The organism is Pseudocolwellia sp. AS88, assembly GCF_030551755.1.
Lineage (GTDB): Bacteria > Pseudomonadota > Gammaproteobacteria > Enterobacterales > Alteromonadaceae > Pseudocolwellia.
Map to the genome: position 1 here is coordinate 1 of NZ_JAUPEC010000008.1, position 21,220 is coordinate 21,220.

At 36.2% G+C, this 21,220-nt stretch carries 13 protein-coding genes and 3 tRNA genes; 11 read left to right on the top strand and 5 right to left on the bottom strand.

Annotation, left to right across the window (positions count from 1 at the left end; all coding sequences use genetic code 11):
- Nucleotides 1-531: 531 nt before the first annotated feature.
- The 5 genes from nadA (at nt 532) to Q5N69_RS07515 (ending at nt 7,697) form a co-directional block, all read left to right on the top strand.
- Complete coding sequence (nadA, locus tag Q5N69_RS07495) at nt 532-1,578, top strand: quinolinate synthase NadA (RefSeq protein ID WP_304368250.1); 1,047 nt, start codon at nt 532-534, stop codon at nt 1,576-1,578.
- 104 nt (nt 1,579-1,682) lie between these two features.
- Nucleotides 1,683-1,772 (top strand) — tRNA-Ser (locus tag Q5N69_RS07500).
- Between the two features lie 296 nt (nt 1,773-2,068).
- The gene (locus Q5N69_RS07505) at nt 2,069-3,988 is read left to right on the top strand and encodes a methyltransferase domain-containing protein (protein ID WP_304368251.1); all 1,920 of its coding nucleotides are present in this window, start codon (nt 2,069-2,071) and stop codon (nt 3,986-3,988) included.
- 65 nt (nt 3,989-4,053) lie between these two features.
- The gene (locus Q5N69_RS07510) at nt 4,054-5,034 is read left to right on the top strand and encodes a DUF1837 domain-containing protein (RefSeq protein WP_304368252.1); all 981 of its coding nucleotides are present in this window, start codon (nt 4,054-4,056) and stop codon (nt 5,032-5,034) included.
- Nucleotides 5,031-7,697, top strand: a complete 2,667-nt coding sequence (locus Q5N69_RS07515) for a DEAD/DEAH box helicase (RefSeq protein WP_304368253.1) — start codon at nt 5,031-5,033, stop codon at nt 7,695-7,697. Before Q5N69_RS07510 ends, Q5N69_RS07515 begins: the two co-directional genes overlap by 4 nt.
- Nucleotides 7,698-7,817: 120 nt before the next feature.
- Here Q5N69_RS07515 and Q5N69_RS07520 read toward each other — a convergent pair whose 3' ends face one another.
- From Q5N69_RS07520 to nadK, 4 genes are all read right to left on the bottom strand, one after another.
- The gene (locus Q5N69_RS07520) at nt 7,818-7,988 is read right to left on the bottom strand and encodes a hypothetical protein (protein ID WP_304368254.1); all 171 of its coding nucleotides are present in this window, start codon (nt 7,986-7,988) and stop codon (nt 7,818-7,820) included.
- A gap of 345 nt (nt 7,989-8,333) precedes the next feature.
- Nucleotides 8,334-8,410, bottom strand: a tRNA-Met gene (locus Q5N69_RS07525).
- Between the two features lie 190 nt (nt 8,411-8,600).
- Nucleotides 8,601-8,677, bottom strand: a tRNA-Met gene (locus Q5N69_RS07530).
- A gap of 279 nt (nt 8,678-8,956) precedes the next feature.
- Nucleotides 8,957-9,838, bottom strand: a complete 882-nt coding sequence (nadK, locus tag Q5N69_RS07535; protein ID WP_304368255.1) for an NAD(+) kinase — start codon at nt 9,836-9,838, stop codon at nt 8,957-8,959.
- A 202-nt stretch (nt 9,839-10,040) separates the two neighbouring features.
- Here nadK and grpE point away from each other — a divergent pair, with 202 nt between their 5' ends.
- From grpE to dnaJ, 5 genes are all read left to right on the top strand, one after another.
- Complete coding sequence (grpE, locus tag Q5N69_RS07540) at nt 10,041-10,661, top strand: nucleotide exchange factor GrpE (RefSeq protein ID WP_304368256.1); 621 nt, start codon at nt 10,041-10,043, stop codon at nt 10,659-10,661.
- 624 nt (nt 10,662-11,285) lie between these two features.
- On the top strand, nt 11,286-12,431 hold the full coding sequence (locus Q5N69_RS07545; RefSeq protein WP_304368257.1) for an efflux RND transporter periplasmic adaptor subunit: 1,146 nt from the start codon (nt 11,286-11,288) through the stop codon (nt 12,429-12,431).
- Between the two features lie 2 nt (nt 12,432-12,433).
- Entirely contained in the window at nt 12,434-15,538 is a 3,105-nt protein-coding gene (locus Q5N69_RS07550; RefSeq protein ID WP_304368258.1) for an efflux RND transporter permease subunit, read from the top strand.
- A 534-nt stretch (nt 15,539-16,072) separates the two neighbouring features.
- A complete protein-coding gene (dnaK, locus tag Q5N69_RS07555) occupies nt 16,073-17,992 on the top strand; it encodes a molecular chaperone DnaK (protein ID WP_304368259.1) in 1,920 nt (639 codons plus the stop codon).
- A gap of 311 nt (nt 17,993-18,303) precedes the next feature.
- Entirely contained in the window at nt 18,304-19,446 is a 1,143-nt protein-coding gene (dnaJ, locus tag Q5N69_RS07560; RefSeq protein WP_304368260.1) for a molecular chaperone DnaJ, read from the top strand.
- Between the two features lie 155 nt (nt 19,447-19,601).
- Here dnaJ and Q5N69_RS07565 read toward each other — a convergent pair whose 3' ends face one another.
- A complete protein-coding gene (locus tag Q5N69_RS07565) occupies nt 19,602-20,474 on the bottom strand; it encodes a choice-of-anchor H family protein (RefSeq protein ID WP_304368261.1) in 873 nt (290 codons plus the stop codon).
- Between the two features lie 452 nt (nt 20,475-20,926).
- Here Q5N69_RS07565 and Q5N69_RS07570 point away from each other — a divergent pair, with 452 nt between their 5' ends.
- The gene (locus Q5N69_RS07570; protein WP_304368262.1) at nt 20,927-21,220 is read left to right on the top strand and encodes a PepSY domain-containing protein; all 294 of its coding nucleotides are present in this window, start codon (nt 20,927-20,929) and stop codon (nt 21,218-21,220) included.

Below are 21,220 nucleotides of genomic sequence, written 5' to 3' on the forward strand. Positions count from 1 at the left end.
GTCGTTAGCTCAGTTGGTAGAGCAGTTGGCTTTTAACCAATTTGTCGAAGGTTCAAATCCTTCACGACCGACCACTTCTTCTCTCCACCTTCTTATTTTAAATCCTAGTAAAATCCCTTATTTAAAAAACCTTATTTAAAAACCAAAGCAAGAACCTAAATCTCAATATCTTTATATCATTCTATTCAACGTTAAATTTTCACAATTCTATATTCAACTTTATTACAAGATAACCAACCTAAACTCGCGATAATAGGTTTTGTAAATTACTGATTTATAATACCATACCCATAAAGTAATGTTTTTTACTTATCTGAATGATTTTACACATCCCTAAGCTTGATATTTAGTCCGTATACCAAAGGGTTTTTATGTACTAATAGCTGGCTATTAGCAAATGGTAGGCCGTTAAATAGCAATGTTAGTCATAATCGCTTATCCCGAATTAAGGTTAATTAAATCATGTACACATTACGGTTATATTACCGTATAATTTGCCTGTTTAAATTCATACTTAACTAGAGAATATCCATGTCGCAATCAAATTTAGCTGTAGAGTTCGATTTCCAGTTTCCTGCTAAGCCTTTACCATTATCTCCAGAAGAAAAAGTAGAGCATAAAAATCGAATTAAACAATTACTGATTGAAAAGAACGCGGTACTTATTGCGCATTACTATACCGATCCTGAAATTCAAGCATTAGCTGAAGAAACAGGCGGCTGCGTTGCAGACTCTCTAGAAATGGCAAGATTTGGTAACAACCACGAAGCAACAACACTGATTGTTGCAGGTGTTAAGTTTATGGGCGAAACAGCCAAAGTACTAACACCTAACAAAACCGTAGTAATGCCAGACCTAGAAGCAACTTGTTCACTAGACCTAGGTTGCCCAATAAAAGAATTCAACGCATTTTGTGATGCAAACCCAGACAGAACCGTAGTGGTATACGCTAATACCTCAACGGCAGTTAAAGCCAGAGCCGACTGGATTGTCACATCGTCGTGTGCGTTAGAAATTGTTGAACACCTAGACTCACTAGGCGAGAAGATTTTATGGGGCCCAGATCGCCATTTGGGTGCTTATATACAAAAGCAAACAGGTGCCGACATGTTAATGTGGCAGGGCGCTTGTATAGTTCACGACGAATTTAAAACAAAAGCCCTAAAAGACATGAAGTCGTTACACCCAGATGCGGCGATATTAGTTCACCCAGAATCACCAGCCGAGATCATAGATCTTGCCGATGCTGTAGGTTCAACTAGCCAACTGATCAAAGCAGCTCAAGACTTACCAAACAAAAAGTTTATCGTAGCGACAGATCGCGGCATCTTCTACAAAATGCAGCAGCTATGCCCAGACAAAGAGTTTGTTGCAGCACCAACTGCAGGTGAAGGCGCTACATGTAAAAGCTGTGCTCACTGTCCTTGGATGGCAATGAACGGACTTAAAGCGATTGAAGAAGCATTAATCGACAGTTCTGGTAAAGAAATCTTCGTTGATATGACATTACGCGACGGCGCATTAAAGTCGCTAAACAGAATGTTAAACTTCAATGCAGAATTTGCAGCGAACCAATAGTAATTAAATCACAATAAAATCACATTGTTGTTGCGTTATGGTGTTAATTTACCTACCATAGCGCTGCTTTTTTACAGAGCAAAAGCAAAGTGAAAAAATATAATGGAGAGATGGCTGAGTGGCTGAAGGCGCACGCCTGGAAAGCGTGTTTAGGGTTAAACCTAACGAGGGTTCGAATCCCTCTCTCTCCGCCATTTTTTATCTCAAGCAAACCTAATCAAAATCCCTCGTAAAATCCTGCTAAAAAATATCTTAAAACTAAGCTTCTATATTTACTCAATACATATATAAAAAATATTGTTATCAAAATTGCAAAACTCTATTTACCTGCTGTTAACAAGTCTGTATATAAAACAATCTTACCTACTGATTTATAAAGATATAATTTATAAAAATCATCTTTAGCTTTATTGACAAAGAATTACAAATAGTTGAATGTACGTTAAAGGAATTAAATGTATTTAAAAAGTCATGCGAAAGGGATCCGCAATTGTCACATAATTTCTACGACGACAACGCTCCAGAACTTGCCAAACAATACCTTTCAAAATCATTTGAACAGGTACATAAAAGCTGGGCGCATTTCTTACCTGCCATTATTAATAATCCTGATGCACGAATACTTGATATAGGCGCTGGTGCAGGGCGTGACGTAAAATACTTTGCCGAGCAAGCAGAACAACGATTTGATCAAAATCATAATATCCATATTTATGCCGTTGAACCTGCAACAGACCTCGCCAATATTGGTAAACAAATAACAAGAAACACCTCACAAAAAGTCACAATCACATGGCTTGAAGACTCTCTACCTGCATTAAGTAACGTAACTAAACAAGAAGTGAGTTTTGACCTTATTCTATTAAGTGCTGTTTGGATGCATATTCCACCAAGCGAGCGCGCTCGTTCAATTCGCAAACTTGCCAACTTACTTAAACCAGGTGGAAAACTCGTTATATCTCTTCGCCATGGGCAAACAGAAGACGACTACAAAACCCGAAAAATGTTTGATGTGTGCGCTGATGAATTAAAACAATTAGCTACCGATGTGGGCTTATTTACAAAGCTAGAAACAGCAAAACAAACGGATGAACTAGGCCGTAATCATATTCATTGGCAAACGGTAGTTCTACAATTACCAGACGATGGCACTGGTGCATTCCCATTCATTCGCCATGTTGCCGTTAACGATGGCAAATCAGCTACTCACAAGCTCGCATTGTTAAGAGTGTTATTACGTATTGCTGACGGACATCCTGGTGCTGTGTTGCGAAGAGAAGCCTCTCCATTCGGCGATCGCGTTATCATACCTGCTGGTTTAGTCGCCCTTTATTGGTGTCACCAATACAAAGACTTAATTGATACACACCAATTATTTCAATCACCTAGCAAAAGTCCAAACATGGGATTTATGAAATCAGATGGCTGGCACAAACTCACTCACCGTAGCGCATCAGATTATCGTATAGGTAATTTATTTATAGGTGACGATGCTATCGCTTTACATAAAACAATTTCAGCGGCAGTCAGCAATATCAGAAACATGCCCTGTAAATATATAACGCTCCCTAATAGCGATAAAAGTGTATTTGAAGTTGCGAATAAAACAGTTAAAGCAAAAGACAGTATCTTTCTTGATTTGAAAACACTGGAACAATGGGGCGAGTTTTCATTACCAGAAACAACATGGCTCGCTTTTAATCGTTACGCTTGCTGGATTGAACCTGTGCTAGTAAATGAATGGGTAAAAACAATGGCGAGCTATAAAGGCAATACTGAATATTCATCTCCTGCAAAACAATATCATTTATACCAAGCATTAAATTGGCTAGAACCTAAACGTACAACTACAGAAGTACGTAAACGCTTTGAACAACTTAAACAGCAAACGCCTGAAATAGCACAATGTGTTTGGTCGGCTAAATCCTTAAAGCACAAATTTGAGATTGATCACAGCATGCCATTTTCTCGTTGGCCTAATAACGACTTATGGAATTTACTGCCAACCGATAGCAAGGTAAACAATCAAAAAAGCGACAGTCTTCCAACAGAGCACAAGTTAAAAGAATCTAAAGAGCGTATTCAAAACTGGTGGAGTGAAGCTTGGCTGAATGATTATTCGAGTAACTATAACAAAGCCGATATAAATACAGCCATCACCGCAGCAAAACAACATGAAGTAAATGATATGTCAGCCGGTTATGCAATAAGCTCAACGTTTTTTACTGAAACACTTACGACCAAGGCAAAAGTTCAAGATGGAAACATCCAGCTTAAACGATTTTTTGCCGAAGCGAATATCGCATTGCCGGGTTTAAGTTCTGACAACGAATCAATAGATGATTTGTTTGAAGCACTGGTAATGCAACGTGGGCGATTAAAAGAAATGCAGCAGTTGAGTGAGTGGTGAATTAAATTGAAAAGAAGCTTCCATCATTTAACTTTAAAATATAAACCAGAGGATTTAGGGAAATTATGTCCCAATTAGATAGTGTTATTACCCAAGATTATTCGAAATTAATACCTAATGTAATTGTCGAGTTAAAAGTGGCTGATGAATTGAAACATATTAATAGAAATTCTATGAGTATAGAAAATCTATTTTTTTATCCTGCTATTGGTGGTAACGGTCTTCCGAATACGGAAAGTTTCATTGATTTACTTAATGGTAGTATTAGACGGTTTTCATTGAGTGCGCGAGAATTACAGCAACACAGAGAGTTTGTTTTAGACGGTGATGATATTCAAGCGTCTCTAATTGACAGCCGTGGGCGAGATCGATTTGTTAAATATGCAAGTGAAGCTGCGAAAAGGTCTGGTGAAATAGGTGAATTAACTCTGTTTGTACTATTGGAGGCTTTCCTTAGCGCTCCTAAAATAGCTAGTAAAATGAAGTTGAAAACCAGTAACGAAATGCATGTTCATGGAGCGGATGCTGTTCATGCAACTTTGAATAATGATAATTTATTAACTTTAATATTAGGTGAATCAAAATTTAGACAGGATCGAAGTACTGGTTTAAATGACGCTATAGAATCTGTTTCTAATTTTGTTTCTAGCTATTTAAAGGTAGATAAAGAAGTAGAGTTGATAGAGGGTAATTTAGACCAAGAGATTTTAGATCCAATATTAAAAACAAAATTAATTAAGTATTTCAGCAAATTTACTCCCGAAAGTAATCAAACCACAAAAACTATCGCTATATTATTAGGTTATAACCGTAAATCATTATATAAAAACTTATCATCGATTAGTGATACAAGTGAGCGCATTAAAGAACTTGAACGCCGATATACCCTACATGCGACTGAAACTGTAGAAGAGTTTGTTATTAAATTAATATCCGAAAACAATCCACAATTTACAAGAGTAAAATTTATTTATGCATTATTACCCTTCGATGATCTAAACAATATAAAAGAAGCTTTTCATTCAAAAGCGAGGTTGAATAAATGAGTCAATGCATTTTTTATCAATCGGCTAAAAACTTATGGGATGATCCAGAGTTTCAAGATAATTATCAACGTTTAAAAGTAACCAATGTTCAATCTAATCTTGTTAATGATTTTCAACTTAATGAAATTCTAGATTTTTCTAGCTTATTAAGATCCGCTTCTATTTTTTCTTTAGTAAAGCATTCTGAAAAAAATAGTGATAAATTTCATGAGGCTGCATTTAGAATCGCTTATATATCTAAAAAGATGATGAGTGAAAAATCAGATAATGTTAGCAATTTATCAATGATAATTTTGAGTAGGCTAGGTAACTTTCCGACCCTAAAAAAACAATATGCAGATGATAATTTAGTAAGTTATTTAGATGGAGTGAGAAGTAAGCTACCTCATAGTCTTGCTTTGGAAACACTTGCTAGATATGACGGTAACACAGTATCAATACAAGGGAATAGTAATGAACCTAATGTTTTAGAATTAACAGACTTTCAGCGAAAACTATGGGATGGTTTGAATAACCAATATAATTTACTTAGTTTTTCCTCTCCAACATCGTCAGGTAAGACATTTATTCTACAAAACTTTCTAGTTGAAAAGGTTAAACACTCAACTGAAAAATTCTTAGCTATTTACTTAGTACCAACAAGAGCATTAATTAACGAAGTAAGTTTTTCTCTAAGAGATCTTTTTAAGAAAGACGAAAGTTTAGATATTCGAGTATTGACTCTTTCGATAGATAAAGAAGAAGAGCTGCCGAATAAAGTTATTTATGTTTTCACTCAAGAACGATTGTTAAGTTTTCTTTCTAATCATGGAGCTGACAGATTACCTTTTGTTGATATCGTGATGGTTGATGAAGCCCATCAAATAGCAGAGCGAGCTAGAGGGACTTTATTGCATCAGGCGTTAAACTGGCTAAATAACTCATATAATATAGGTAAGTTTATATTTTGCTCTCCTGTAATATCAAACCCTGAGCTTTTTGAAACACTTATTTGCCAACGCGCTAATTTTAGCTCTGAAAGTCATATGACTACGCTTAGCCCTGTGACACAAAATTTATTAATAGTAAGCTCGATTAGAAGAGTAACTAACCGCTTAAAAGTAGAATTACATGATGGTCATAATGGGCGATTATGTATCCATGATAGATTAGAGTTAAAAATAAAAAGAAAAGGTACATCGAAAGCTAGTTTTTTAGCGTATTGTGCGTTTAATTTAGGTAAACGAAAAAGAAATATTATATATGTTGATGGGCCTAGCAGTGCAGATTCTGTTGCCTCTGAGCTTATAAAATTAATACAAATTCAAGAGTGTACCGAGGAAATTTATGAATTATCTTCTTATATTAAAAAGACCATTCATAAGGATTACGTTTTAGCTGAATCTTTAAAATATAGAATTGGTATCCATTATGGGAAAATGCCATCTTTGTTAAAAGATACTGTAGAAAGGTTATTCAGAGAAGAAAAACTCGATTTCATTATATGTACGAGTACATTAGCCCAAGGTGTTAACTTACCTGCACAAAATCTATTTATTTTAGACCCTAAAGTTCAAAATTCTGATACAAGAATAAATGAACAAATAGATAAGTCGTCATTTTGGAATATAGTAGGAAGAGCTGGTCGATTATACAAAGATTTTGAAGGTAATGTGTTTTTGTTAAAACAACCATCAAATAATGAACAATGGGAAGATACTTACTTGAACGAGGAAAAACTATCAAGTGTAATTCCTGCGACTCAGACGGTAATAACTAATGAGAGTGCACTTCTTCTTGAACATCTAACAGATACTGAAAAAAATGCAAATAAGGGAATAGAAGAAACTGCAAGTTATATTTATGACCTTGCCAACTTTGAAAATGGCATCAGGCATGAGTTAAATAAAATACCTGATCTAGAAAATAGTGTAATTGATGAAGTAACAGCAACTGTTAATGAAATCAAAGAAAAAATAACTATATCTAATGAAATTATAAGGGCTAACGTAGGGATATCGCCAGTTAGACAACAAGGGCTTTTTGATTTCCTTATTATTCAAAAAGAATTAAGTGAATGGATTTTACCAAGAAATCTTTCTGATTCAGATAAGTTTCACCGTGTTATAGCAAAAATTCTAAAATTAATAGACTCACCAACAATGGATGATGATGTACTTAGTTCATATGCTTGGGCTTTTACAATACCAGCACTAAGTTGGATTAAAGGTACGCCTATCAATAAAATGGTAAATGTATATCTTAGCTATAAGAGTGAAAAGAAATATAAAAATGAAGATTTATCAGTTAAACAAATTAATACTGAAATTAGGAGCTTATTTACTGATATTGAAAGTAATGTCCGCTTTAAGTTAGTTAAATATATTAACTGCTATAACAACTTGTGTGTTGAAGCTTGTGTGCAGAGAAAAGAAGAGCACTTAATTGAATTAATTCCAAGTCATTTACCATTATTTTTGGAGGTTGGAGTAAGTAACCCGATTCAACTTGGTTTAGTTTCATTAGGCCTTTCTAGAATAACTGCTCTTGAAATATCTGGAAAATTTAAAAACAAAGACTACAGCGAAACCTATGAATTATTACCTGAATTAAAAAATATTTTGATTAATAATGTTGACCTTCCTGTAGCTTGTATTGAAGAAATCAAACGTATAGTTGATTAACAAAGTGTAGCAATCTACAGATGTGTTTTATTGGTGGTGTTTTGTATCAACCAACAGCCAACTTAGCCGTCTCATGCCACAGATATGCTGGCATGGGATGTTTATAGCTTATCACAAAACCTAATCTTTTTTATTAATCGTCACTTCAATGTTTTTACTATTACCCGCAAACCATTTTTGAACATAAATGCTACCAACAATTGGTGGCATTCCATCTTCAGGTACTTCTTTGTAACGAACGCTGTTTTTGTTTTCTTTTTCGAATTCGAATTTTACTGTTTTTTCAGTCATAAATTTTCTTGGCGTAGCCATGCTCATAAGGTTTTTTATATTGTATAGCTGAAGGTAAATGTGTTCTATATGTTGCTGTGTTTTATTTTTATTAATTGGGTATATGAAGTGGAAGCATAATTTTATCGATGAGTATAAATTTATAGGGTAGGGGATAGCGGAGTTGAACTGACGACTTCTATAAGGGTAGATGTATTTATTTTGTATTAAGGTTTTTTATTTTTGATAATTTTCATACGGAGTGTATAAAGAATTTGTTGCTGGAGCCACTTATTTTATGAAGAGTGAACTGACGACTTCTATAAGTGTATATTTTGTATTAAAGGTGTTTATTTTTACAAGAATTGGTTGCGGGAGCCAGATTTGAACTGACGACCTTCGGGTTATGAGCCCGACGAGCTACCAGGCTGCTCCATCCCGCGTCCGAATGAACTTCTTAAGATATTAAGAAGAAAGCCCTAAAGGTTTTAATTCTCTTTAGAAGAATTACTCTTTTAAACTTGAGTAAGAAGTTGGTTTTGGGAGTCACTTATTTTGTAAAGAGTTAACTGACGACCTAGGTCGTACGCCGTAAACCTTGTATTTATTTTAATTCTAATACTTATAAAGAATTGGTTGCGGGAGCCAGATTTGAACTGACGACCTTCGGGTTATGAGCCCGACGAGCTACCAGGCTGCTCCATCCCGCGTCCGAATGGTTTAAGTTAAACTTAAACAAGCCAGTAATTATTTATTTCTATTACTAAAGAAAGTTGTCAAAGTTTGGGTTAAGAACCTGTCCCCTGAGAACGAGGCGTATACTAAGGATTGTTAAAGAATATTGCAACTAATTTATGTCATTTTTATGATTAAATAATTTCTTCGTACATTCTTTAAACAAATCGTAGGTTATTTGATTGCTTTATGAAGTTGGCGCTTAAAATTCAAGCGTTGTTGGCTTAACTTTACTGGTTTTAAAAAGGTGCTGTTTAGTAAAGTTTATTGCCCCAGCTTAATTTATTACGCAAAACGTTGAAGTAGTTATGGTCAAGTGGGTGAATTAATCGAATAGAATTTTCACTCTTTTTAATAATAACTTCATCGCCCGGCATTACCGCTAATATTACATGGCCATCGCAACTTACTTGTAGGTTTTCGTAGTTTTCGTTGGCGAGTACCAGTTTTATTTCACTATTACCGTCTACTACGATTGGTCGGCTTGTTAATGTGTGTGGAAACATCGGCACTAAAGACAATGCATTTAAGTTAGGTGTAAGAATGGGGCCACCTGCCGACATTGAATAAGCAGTTGAGCCTGTAGGGGTAGATATAATTAAACCGTCGGAGCGTTGGCTAAACATAAAGCTATTGTCGATGTACACTTCAAACTCAATCATGTTGGCAACTTTACCGGCATGAAGAACGGCTTCGTTTACTGCGCTGTTGCTGCTTTTTAGTTTGCCGTGTCGATAAACTTCGGCTTCTATAATAAAGCGTTGCTCTGAACGAGATTCGCCTTTTAATATGGCTTCAAGCGGTTCTATTATGTTGTCGGGCGCTAAATCTGTTAAAAAACCTAAGTTGCCGCGGTTTACACCAATAACGCCAATGTTGTAGCAAGCTAATACTCTAGCTGCACCTAACATGTAACCATCGCCACCAACTACAATAGCAAGATCGGCTAATTCACCTATTTCTGTTAATGGGTGAATAGACATATTTTTGATATCAACAGATTGGGCTACAGAATGCTCTACCACCACATGATAATGGTTTAAGCGCAAATACTCGTGTAATGCCTCGATAGTTGCTTTGGCACCTTCGTGATTAGGTTTACCAATCAATCCTATTGTTTTATATAGTTGAGTCATAATGCTTTTATTACGATCTAATGTCGTTATTAGTTATATTACGTAAAGTTTCGCTGGTATTTATCTCATTGTAAAGACCACTTTTTTATAATTGATTCACATTAGAGCTTGAATAGCAGAAACAAATCCCCATAATTAGCTTTAATTAAATTTAAATCCTATTTTTGTAGTTTCTAGAACTAAGTTTACCCTGGAGTTTTTCATGACTAATGAGTCAACAGATAATAAAAGTGCTGAAGAAGTTTTGGCTGATGAAATCGTTCAACAAGCTGAAGAGCAAGTTGAAGAACAACTTGATAATGCGGCTGAAAATATTAGCCCTGAGCAAGAAAAAATTAACCAACTTGAATTAGCTTTATCTGCTGCGCAAGCAACAGTAGTTGATCAAAAAGATTCAGTGATCCGCGCTAAGGCTGAAGTTGATAATGTTCGTCGACGTGCAGCACAAGACGTTGAGAAAGCTCGTAAATTTGCTCTAGAGAAGTTTGCGTCTGAGTTATTACCTACGGTTGATAACCTAGAGCGTGGCCTAGAAAACATTGATGCTGAAGATGAAAAGCAAAAAGCTATTGGTGAAGGTGTTTCGTTAACACTTCAAGGTTTGATCACTGCATTAGACAAGTTTGGTGTTAAAGCGGTTAACCCACAAGACCAACCTTTTAACCCTGAATTGCATCAAGCTATGTCGATGCAAGAAGTTGAAGGTGTTGCGCCAAATACTGTTATTGCTGTTATGCAAAAAGGTTACGAATTGAACGGTCGTTTAGTTCGTCCTGCTATGGTTATGGTATCTAAAGCTCCAAGTGTTGATACTACTGCTTAATAAATATTAAGTTACAATTTAAAAACACATAACGATTAAAGTTGAACGCAGGTTTGGCTTTGATCGTTTTTTTTATCTGCTTGGTTAAATATTCTCTTCTTTGTTGTTGTTTTATCTTTTTTGTGTGGGTTATTTAACTCACTCATATTTTCCTCTTTTTTCAAATTTTTGTCGTTTGTTCTTTTCTCTTTTTGTAAAGATGAACTTTATAAAAAATATAAGTAAATCAATCTGCTTAATCTAGGTTGAGCATCTACGCGTATTGTTTTAACTGTGCTTTAGCATCTTTGTGTTAATTTTTATGTGTTGTTAATTATTTTATTTACTCAAATTTATGTGCTTTATTTTTGTATGTTTTTTAACTGCTATTTAATCTTTTTTAGTGGGATGTTTTATTTTGGGTTTTGATGATTTTTATAGCGGGTTTTGTAAAACAGGCTATTCCTTATTTAGGTAAACCTAATTAATAAAACAAAGGCTATTGAAATTAAAATTAACTAAAGACAAAATCTTTCAAAAATAAATGATTGAGATGAATTTTTCTCAACTTACAAATAGCTGGTTTATGTGTAAGGTGTTCGAATAATATTACATATAATAAATGCAGTATCCAAAGGAATTAAGATGGCACTTTTTTGTTCTCGTAAAGCACGGATTGTTGTTTTGCTAGGTTTAAGTTTTGGTTTTATCGCATGTTCAGACGATAACAAGGTTGTTAAGAAAACAGCTAAAGAAAAACCTGCTGCAGCAGTAGTTATTGGTTATGTTGAGCAACAGCGGGTGGCTAATGAAATTGAAGCGGTAGGTACTTTAATCGCTAATGAATCTGTTCAAATTACCGCAAGTGTTACCGACAATATTACTCGTGTTAACTTTGAAGATGGGCAAACCGTTAAAAAAGGTGATGTGTTAGTAACGTTAACCAACGATGAGCAAAATGCAGAGTTAGCTGAAGCTCAAGCTAATTTGGCTGAGTCTATCCGCCAAGTGGAACGATTAGAAAGTATTGGTGCTTCTTATGCTTCTAAGTCGGGTATTGAAATTGCCAAAGCGAATGTTGAAGTAAATAAAGGTCGATTAGAAGTTACTAAAGCACGTTTAACTGACCGTATTATTAGCGCACCTTTTTCAGGTGTTTTAGGTATTAGAAAAGTAAGTGTTGGTGCATTAGTTACACCAGGAACTGAAATTACGCGCCTTGACGATATTAGTGTGCTTAATCTTGATTTTACCATTCCAGAGATTTTTTCTTATGGTCTTTCAAAAAATAGCCGAGTAACTGCCACTAGTTCGTCAATTTCTGATCAGCAGTTTGAAGGTACAGTCAGCTTTTTTGATAAGCGTGTAGATCCTACTACGCGAGCTGTTTTAGTGCGTGCAAAAATTCCTAACCCTGATTTAACTTTGTTGCCAGGTATGTTGATGAATGTAACTTTATATTCAAAAGAATACCTTGCTGCCATTGTTCCTGAAGGCGCTTTACAACAAGTAGGCAGTAATTCATCGGTATTTGTTGTGAAAGAAGATTCAACGGTTGAAAAACGTAAAGTTATTATTGGCAAACGCTTACCTGGTAAGGTGGTTATTAATAAAGGGTTAGATGTTGGCGAAACTGTAGTTGTTGATGGTACGTTAACTTTGCGCGACGGTTCAGCTATTAGTATTAAAAATCCAGAGCTTGCGCCTGTAGCCTTGTTAAATTCTGAACATAAAACTCGTTATGAAGGTGTTGCTGAACAAGCAACGATTGAAAGATCTGAGAGGTCTTAATCATGGTACTTTCAGATATATCTATAAAACGTCCGGTTTTTGCTACCGTTCTTTCTATTATTATGGCGGTGTTTGGTTTATTCGCTTTTCAGGAATTATCAACCCGCGAATATCCTGATATTTCTCCAGCTCAAGTTTCTGTTATAACAAATTATCCAGGCGCTGCTGCAGATATTGTTGAGAATAGAATAACGCAAGTGCTTGAAGGTGAGTTAAGTGGTATTGAAGGCATTAAGTCGATGCGTTCTACCAGTATTGATGGGCGTTCCTCAATTAATTTAGAGTTTTTGATCACTCGTGATATTGATGCGGCTTCTAATGATGTTCGCGAACGTGTTTCAAGAGTGCGCAGACGTATGCCTGAGGAAGCATTAGATCCTCAAATAAACAAAGCTGATAGTGACGCTCGTCCTATTATTTATATCAGTTTAGTGTCTGATACCTGGTCGACAATGGAGCTTACCGATTATGCCGACCGTTATGTAAAAGACCGCTTTGCTGTGATCCCCGGTGTTGCCTCGGTAAACGTGCTAGGTGGTGGTGACCCGGCAATGCGTATTTGGCTTGATAAGAAAAAGCTAATATCACGTGATCTTACTGTTTTAGATGTTGTTACGGCTTTGCAGTCTGAAAACATCGAACTTCCAGCTGGCTTGATAGAATCTAACACGCGTGAGTTTCCCGTTAGAATTTCTAGAGCTTATGAAAACGCAGAAGACTTTAAAAACCTTGTTATTTCGCAAGGTGATGATGGCCATTTAGTTCGTTTGTCTGAAGTGGCAGATGTGGCGGTTGATCGTGCTAATTTCCGTCGAGTATTCCAAGTGAATAATAACGACGGTATGTCGATTGGTATTGTTAAGCAATCAACAGCAAATACCGTTGAGGTGCTTGATGCCATTCATGAAGAAATTAAAGCCTTAGCTGATGCTATGCCTGATGGCGTTGAGGTAACATCTTCCGGCGATGCTTCTGAATTTATTCGAGCTGCGATTGAAAATGTATACGGTACTATTATCGCCACGTTAATATTAGTGGCGTTAGTGCTGTGGTTATTTTTAGGTAACTGGCGTGCTTTAGTTATTCCTATTGTGTGTATTCCATTATCGTTATTAGGCTCTTTTGTTGCGCTATGGTTTTTTGGTTATTCCGTTAACTTAATTACTTTGCTGGCGATGGTGCTTTCTATTGGTATGGTGGTAGATGATGCCATTGTAGTGCTTGAAAATATTTACCGACGCATTGAAGAAGGCGAGCCTCCGTTATTAGCTGCATACAATGGTGCTCGACAAGTTGCTTTTGCTGTTATTGCAACGACCTTAGTGTTGATTGCGGTGTTTGTACCTATTGGTTTAGTTAAAGACAACACCGGACAGATTTTTGCTGAGCTTGCTGTTGCGATTTCAGCTGCGGTTATTTGTTCTACCATTTTAGCACTGAGCATGGTGCCTATGATGTGTAGTAAGTTATTGCATAAAGGCGATAGTAATAATTTGTTCGTTCGTATTGTTGATAAAGGTATGAATGGCTTAAGCCGAATGTATGAAAAGAGCTTACGTTGTAGCTTAAACTTTTTATTATTACCTGTATTTCTCGCTATTTTCTCTGGTGGCGGTGCTTATTATATTTTCATGAATTTAAATCAAGAGTACGCACCCACAGAAGACCAAGGGACTCTGATGGCAAGAATAAGTGCAGAAGAAGGCACCTCTGTTGAGAAAATGCGTGACATTATTGAGCAACTTACGGCGCCAATGTTAGACAAAGTTGAAGAAGGCTCTTTAACTAGAGCGCTGTTTGTTTCACCTGCCTTTGGTACACAATCGCCAAACTCTGCATTTAGTCGTATTAGTTTTGCTGATTGGGAACATCGCGACTTTTCAGTATTTGATTTACGTAAAGAGCTGATTGCTGAATGGGCTAAAATTCCAGGGATACGCACAGGTATTTTTATGCCTAACGGTTTAAGCCGAGGTGGCGGTGGTAGCCCCGTGCAATTTGTTATTCAAGGTGATAATTACGAAAACCTTTTACAGTGGCGAGACTTGGTATTAGAAAAAGCTGATGCCAGTGGTTTGTTTACGTCAATAGAGTCTGATTTAAAAGAAACTCAGCAACAGGTTCATTTGGTTATCGATAAAAACCGAGCCGCGTCTCTTGGCGTTACCATTAATGATATTGGTTTAACGTTACAAGCGTTAATGGCGGAGCAAGAGATTTCTCAATACATTTATGATGGTTTTGAATATCCAGTTATTTTAGCTCTTGTTGCTGATCAGCGAGATACCAGTGAAGATATTCGAAATATATTTGTACGCTCGCGTTTAAGTGGCGAGTTGGTGTCTTTAGCCAATGTTATTACAGTTGAAGATAGAGCTGATATTGCATCGTTAGAGCGTTATAACCGCCTACGTGCTGTTACTTTAAGTGGTGGTTTAGCTGCTGGCGTAACCTTAGATGAGGCGCTAGATTTTCTAGAACAAACGTCAAAAGAGTTATTACCGCAACAAGCTAAAATTGATTACAAAGGTGAGTCGCTTGAGTTTAAAGAATCTTCAGGTGGATTGTTGTTTGTTTTTGGTTTTGCATTACTGATACTGTTTTTAGTGATGTCGGCACAATTTGAAAGCTTTGTTCATCCTACAGTTATTCTATTTACTGTACCGCTTGCTGTTGTTGGTGGTTTGCTTGGTTTATGGCTTACAGATTCTACTTTTAATATATTTAGTCAAATTGGTTTCTTAATGCTAATCGGTATAGCAACTAAAAATGGCATACTGTTAGTAGAATTTATTAACCAACTACGTGATGAAGGTGTTGAATTTTCTGAAGCGATTATTAGTGCTTGTAAAATTCGATTACGTCCGGTGATCATGACAACCGTTTCAACAGTGGTGGGGGCAATACCTTTAGTTTTTGCCGAAGGTCCTGGCCAAGCAAGTAGAAACGTTTTAGGTATCGTAATTTTATTTGGTGTAACTATTTCAGCCATATTAACGTTATTTGTTATTCCGGGTTTTTATAAGTTACTTGCCCGAAGAACTAAATCACCAGAAGCTGTAACTAAAGAGTTAGTTAAATTACAGCAAGCCGTTAAAGAAGATTAAAGCTAACTTTACGTAAATACTTCCGTAAATCATTTAAAGATTTTATTTAAGATATGCGGAAGTGTTTTTTAAAAATATATAAATATAAAGAAAATTTTGTGATTAGCTGTTTTAAATTGAAAAAACAGTTAAATAATTACAGATTATTTTTTTACGACTTTTTAAGAGTAAAAGTGAAACTTTTCACAAAAAGCTGATTGCTAGGCCAATTCAAATATTCTTCTCATTTAATCCTTTTTTGAATGCGTGATTTTTATTTAATTCATTGTAAATAAAGAAGAATTATCTTTTTCGTTTATTCCGTAGCATATCAATATAGATAACTTAACTTGTTCTATAGACCTGTTTTTTATGTGTGTATACATTTTTCAGCATAAATTAATGAATTTCAAATGAGACTTTTTTTAATTATTTTGTAAAAAAAACCTTCTTTTTTTACAAATAAGTGTTGAAAACAGTTTTTGCTGCCCCCACTAATTGTTCATCGAAAGATTAAACCATATTTTTTTTATTAGTATTCGGAGATTCCTAAAGATGGGCAAAATAATTGGTATTGACCTAGGGACAACAAACTCTTGTGTTGCTGTACTAGATGGCGACAAAGTTCGCGTAATTGAAAACGCTGAAGGTGATCGTACAACTCCTTCTATTATCGCTTATACAGAAGAAGGCGAGACATTAGTTGGTCAACCAGCTAAGCGTCAATCAGTAACAAACCCTAAAAACACATTATTCGCAATTAAGCGTTTAATCGGTCGTCGTTTTGAAGACAAAGAAGTTCAACGTGATATCAGCATCATGCCGTTTGGTATTGTAAAAGCTGACAACGGTGATGCTTGGGTTACAGCACGTGATAAAAACGTTGCTCCACCACAAGTTTCTGCTGAAGTTTTAAAGAAAATGAAAAAAACTGCAGAAGATTACTTAGGTGAAGAAGTTACAGAAGCAGTAATCACTGTTCCTGCATACTTTAACGATTCACAACGTCAAGCAACTAAAGATGCTGGTCGTATCGCTGGTTTAGACGTTAAGCGTATTATCAACGAACCAACTGCTGCTGCACTTGCTTACGGCATGGATAAGCAAGAAGGCGATAAAGTTGTAGCTGTTTACGATTTAGGTGGTGGTACATTCGATATCTCAATTATTGAAATTGATGAAGTTGAAGGCGAGCACACATTTGAAGTACTAGCGACTAACGGTGATACACATTTAGGTGGTGAAGATTTTGATAACCGTCTAATTAACTACCTAGTAGCTGAATTTAAGAAAGATTCAGGTATGGATTTAACTAAAGATCCACTAGCTATGCAACGTCTTAAAGAAGGCGCAGAAAAAGCTAAATGTGAACTTTCTTCAGCACAACAAACTGATGTTAACTTACCTTACATCACTGCTGACGCTTCTGGTCCTAAGCACATGAACATCAAAGTTACTCGTGCTAAGTTAGAATCTTTAGTTGAAGATATGGTTAAAGCAACTCTTGAGCCGCTTAAGCAAGCGCTTAAAGATGCAGACTTATCAATTAGCGATGTTAACGATGTTATTTTAGTGGGTGGTCAAACACGTATGCCACTAGTTCAAAAAACAGTAACTGAGTTTTTTGGCAAAGAACCTCGTAAAGATGTTAACCCTGATGAAGCAGTAGCAGCCGGTGCAGCGATTCAAGGTGGTGTTTTATCTGGTGATGTAACTGACGTTCTATTATTAGACGTTACGCCATTATCATTAGGTATTGAAACTATGGGTGGTGTGATGACTAAAGTTATCGACAAAAACACAACTATCCCAACTAAGCAATCTCAAACGTTCTCAACAGCTGACGATAACCAAGCTGCGGTAACTGTACATGTTGTTCAAGGTGAGCGTAAGCAAGCTGCGGCTAACAAATCTTTAGGTCAATTTAACCTTGAAGGTATTGATCCAGCACCACGTGGTACGCCACAAATCGAAGTAACTTTCGATATCGATGCTGATGGTATTTTACATGTTACTGCTAAAGATAAGAACACAGGTAAAGAGCAGAAGATCACAATCAAAGCTTCTTCTGGTTTATCAGATGAAGAAGTAGATCAAATGGTTCGTGACGCAGAAGCTAACGCTGATGAAGATGCTAAATTTGAAGAATTAGTTCAAACTCGTAACCAAGCAGACGGCATGGTTCACGCTACTCGTACTCAAATTACTGAAGCAGGTGATGATTTACCAGCTGAAGATAAAGAGAAAATCGAAGCAGCATTAACTGAACTTGAAACAGCTATCAAAGGCGACAGCAAAGAAGAGATTGAAGCGAAGCAACAAGCTGCAATCGAAGCTTCAGCTAAGTTAATGGAAATTGCTCAAGCTAAGTCACAAGCACAAGGTGGCGAAGCTCCTGAAGCATCTGATGCTGGCCAAGCTGGCGGCGATGATGTTGTTGACGCTGAGTTTGAAGAAGTAAAAGAAGACAAGTAAGTTGATTGATTCAGCTGTCGCTGTTTCATTCTAATTTCTTTGTCGAAGGTACTCACTTAGTAAACTAAGCTCCGTGCCTTCTCCTTGAACTTAAACGAAACAGCTTAATCTGAATTATCAACGCTATTGTTGAACTTTACTAAATTACAAAGCGCCGACATATCGGCGCTTTGTTATGTTAACCGTTTAATATTAATTCTAATTTTCTTAGCCGAATTTAATCGAGAGGGTACAACGACCCGTTTTATCTTTATAGATAAAAGTTGTTAAGAAAATTGGTATTAACTACAAAGTAAGTAAAAGAATTCACTATGTCAAAACGCGATTACTATGAAGTATTAGGTGTATCAAAAGATGCATCTGAAAGAGATATTAAAAAAGCTTATAAACGCTTAGCTATGAAACTTCACCCTGATAGAAACAAAGGTGATAAAGGCAAAGAAGAAGAGTTTAAAGAAGTTAAAGAAGCTTATGAAATATTAAACGACGATCAAAAGCGTGCAGCTTACGACCAATATGGTCATGCAGCATTTGAGCAAGGCGGTCACGGTGGCGGAGGCCATGGTGGTTTCGGCGGCGGATTTGGCGGTGGTCAAGACTTCGGTGATATTTTTGGTGATATCTTTGGCGGTGGTCGTGGCGGCGGACGTCAACAACGTCAGCAACGTGGTTCCGATTTACGTTACAACTTAGACCTAACACTTGAAGAAGCTGTTAAAGGTAAAACGTTAGAAATTAAAGTACCTACTTATGTTGCATGTGAACCATGTGATGGAAGTGGTGCTAAGAAAGGTACTAGCGCTAAAACGTGTTCTACTTGTCATGGACATGGTCAAGTACAAATGCGTCAGGGCTTATTTGCTGTTCAGCAAGCTTGTCCTACGTGTAATGGCCAAGGTAAAGTTATTTCAGATCCTTGTACATCATGTCGTGGTCAAGGCCGTGTTCAGAAGAACAAAACATTGTCTGTGAAAATTCCTCCAGGAGTTGATACGGGCGATCGCATTCGCTTAACAGGTGAAGGTGAAGCCGGCGAGAATGGAGCACCTGCAGGTGACTTATACGTTCAAGCAAATGTTAAAGCACATAAGATTTTTGAGCGTGATGAAAACGACTTATACTGTGAAATGCCTATTAGTTTCACAACTGCAGCATTAGGTGGCGAAATTGAAGTACCTACACTTGCTGGCAAAGTTAAGCTTAAAATACCTAAAGAAACACAAACAGGTAAAATGTTCCGCTTACGTGGTAAAGGTGTTAAATCTGTTCGTAGCCATGTAACAGGCGACTTAATGTGTAAAGTGGTACTAGAAACACCTGTTAGCCTTTCTGGTGACCAAGCTGACTTGTTAAGACAGCTTGAAACTAAGATGGGTACAAACAGCAAACACAGCCCTAAAGAGTCAGGCTTTTTTGATAGTGTAAAAAGCTTTTTTGACGATTTAAAAAGCTAGTATTACTTAGCCAATAGCTTAAATTTAGTGTTTATCTTAAGTGTAAAAACTAAAGGTTAACTAATAAAAATCCCACTAACTTTAATAAGTTAGTGGGATTTTTTATGGGCATCTTTCTGTTCAATGACATATTGAAAAAGAGGTTAACGTTAAGCTTAACTCGCTCGTATTTTTCTTACTAACAACAGTGTTAACGTAAATAGTAAAAATACTGTTGATTGGCTACCACCATGTACGGTGACTTCTTGAATATAAATTGTGTCGTATTCTGCACTTTCTAAAGGTAGTGCGTATAAAGCATTACTGTCGTTTGAGCTATAGGTTACAACAATATCTGAATATCCTACTTCGTAGATATCAATTAATACATCGTAGTTTTGTGTATTGTAACCTTCAGCTAAAGTTGTGATCACTTCAAATTGATCATCTGGACTGTTACCGCTAATTAAAAAGTCGTCTGTGCTGTAGTAATGTTCCCAATTAACGCCGTCAGTACTTAGGTATAACTCAGCGTAAATAACACTTTGTTCGCTGCCATTTGGGTTATATACATCTACGTCAAAGATTACGCCAAAGGTTCTGTAGTAGCTGTCACCGTCAATATCATCTTCAAGGAAGGTGGTAGCATCATAAACAGAAAATTCTGGAACGTAATAACGTGCAGTGCCAGGAGCTAAGCTTTTTTCTACTCCTTTAGAGTTAATACTGGTTGTTGATTGTTTTTCTGCAATTATTTCTGCTCGGGTTTTCGCTTTTGCTTTACCGATAAGTTGGTCGTAAACACCTGAATTACTGTTTTGAGCAATAACTAAATTACGTGTTTGATCATCTAGCTGGTCTTTTTTACCGCCATAAGAAACACTCGCTTGACCACTTAATTCACTTGCCGATACATTACTAATCGATAAAGCCAAGAAACTTAATATAACCAATAAAAAAGCAATGCCTTTAATGGTGTTAACTCGTTTAATGCGTTCTTGTTGTTTAGAAATAGCTGTTTTATTTTTTGTAATTGAGTGGTTATTCATAACAAACATCCTTAATTTATTTAAAGCTCTTGTTCTTGGTTAATACTTAGATTAGAACCCGAGGTTTGAGCTAAACTCATAATTCTTGATGTTGCTATTAGAACCTATTCAATCTGAACACAAGCTGAACATTAAATATGAAGCTAACATTCAAATAAAATGACTTTCGATGACGTTTTTTAATCTTTTAATTTACAGTGAGTTATGTAGGTGTATTTTATTTTAATTAGAGGTTTTGTGTAGAAGGTGTTGCTATAATTAATGTATTGAACCGTATTTCTCGTTCAGGCTTTGTTCAGTTATATATAGCTAATATGACAGCATACAAATGATAGTCCTTTTTATCTGAACCTTATGTTTATTTAAAAAGAGCAATCTTTTACACTGTGTCATAGGTTCACTCGTTTTCTTATGTTGGCAGCTTAAACTTTCTTAATATTTTGAGGGGTGTAATGAAAAATATACTGGCCATTTTATTGCTTATTTCTATTACTTTATTTTCGTCTTCTCCTGTGTTCGCACGAGGTGGAGATTTTGTGCACCTTATTAAAGGTAACGGTAATGCTGTTAAACAAAATAAAGTACAAAATTCTAGTCAAGCTGCGCGTATTGTTAGAGAAAGAGTAGGCGGAAAAATACTGAAAGTTAAACATAATGGTCGTTCTGGTTATAAAGTAAAGCTGATCAAAGACAACGGCCACATTATTAATGTTACGGTAGATGCTAAAACTGGCAAGGTGAATTAA

Excerpts from the sequence above, each read along its gene's own strand:
- nadA (WP_304368250.1), top strand. The coding sequence starts at position 532 with ATGTCGCAATCAAATTTAGCTGTAGAGTTCGATTTCCAGTTTCCTGCT.
- Q5N69_RS07510 (WP_304368252.1), top strand. The coding sequence starts at position 4,054 with ATGTCCCAATTAGATAGTGTTATTACCCAAGATTATTCGAAATTAATA.
- Q5N69_RS07515 (WP_304368253.1), top strand. The coding sequence starts at position 5,031 with ATGAGTCAATGCATTTTTTATCAATCGGCTAAAAACTTATGGGATGAT.
- Q5N69_RS07520 (WP_304368254.1), bottom strand. The coding sequence starts at position 7,988 with ATGACTGAAAAAACAGTAAAATTCGAATTCGAAAAAGAAAACAAAAAC.
- nadK (WP_304368255.1), bottom strand. The coding sequence starts at position 9,838 with ATGACTCAACTATATAAAACAATAGGATTGATTGGTAAACCTAATCAC.
- grpE (WP_304368256.1), top strand. The coding sequence starts at position 10,041 with ATGACTAATGAGTCAACAGATAATAAAAGTGCTGAAGAAGTTTTGGCT.
- Q5N69_RS07545 (WP_304368257.1), top strand. The coding sequence starts at position 11,286 with ATGGCACTTTTTTGTTCTCGTAAAGCACGGATTGTTGTTTTGCTAGGT.
- Q5N69_RS07550 (WP_304368258.1), top strand. The coding sequence starts at position 12,434 with ATGGTACTTTCAGATATATCTATAAAACGTCCGGTTTTTGCTACCGTT.
- dnaK (WP_304368259.1), top strand. The coding sequence starts at position 16,073 with ATGGGCAAAATAATTGGTATTGACCTAGGGACAACAAACTCTTGTGTT.
- dnaJ (WP_304368260.1), top strand. The coding sequence starts at position 18,304 with ATGTCAAAACGCGATTACTATGAAGTATTAGGTGTATCAAAAGATGCA.
- Q5N69_RS07565 (WP_304368261.1), bottom strand. The coding sequence starts at position 20,474 with ATGAATAACCACTCAATTACAAAAAATAAAACAGCTATTTCTAAACAA.
- Q5N69_RS07570 (WP_304368262.1), top strand. The coding sequence starts at position 20,927 with ATGAAAAATATACTGGCCATTTTATTGCTTATTTCTATTACTTTATTT.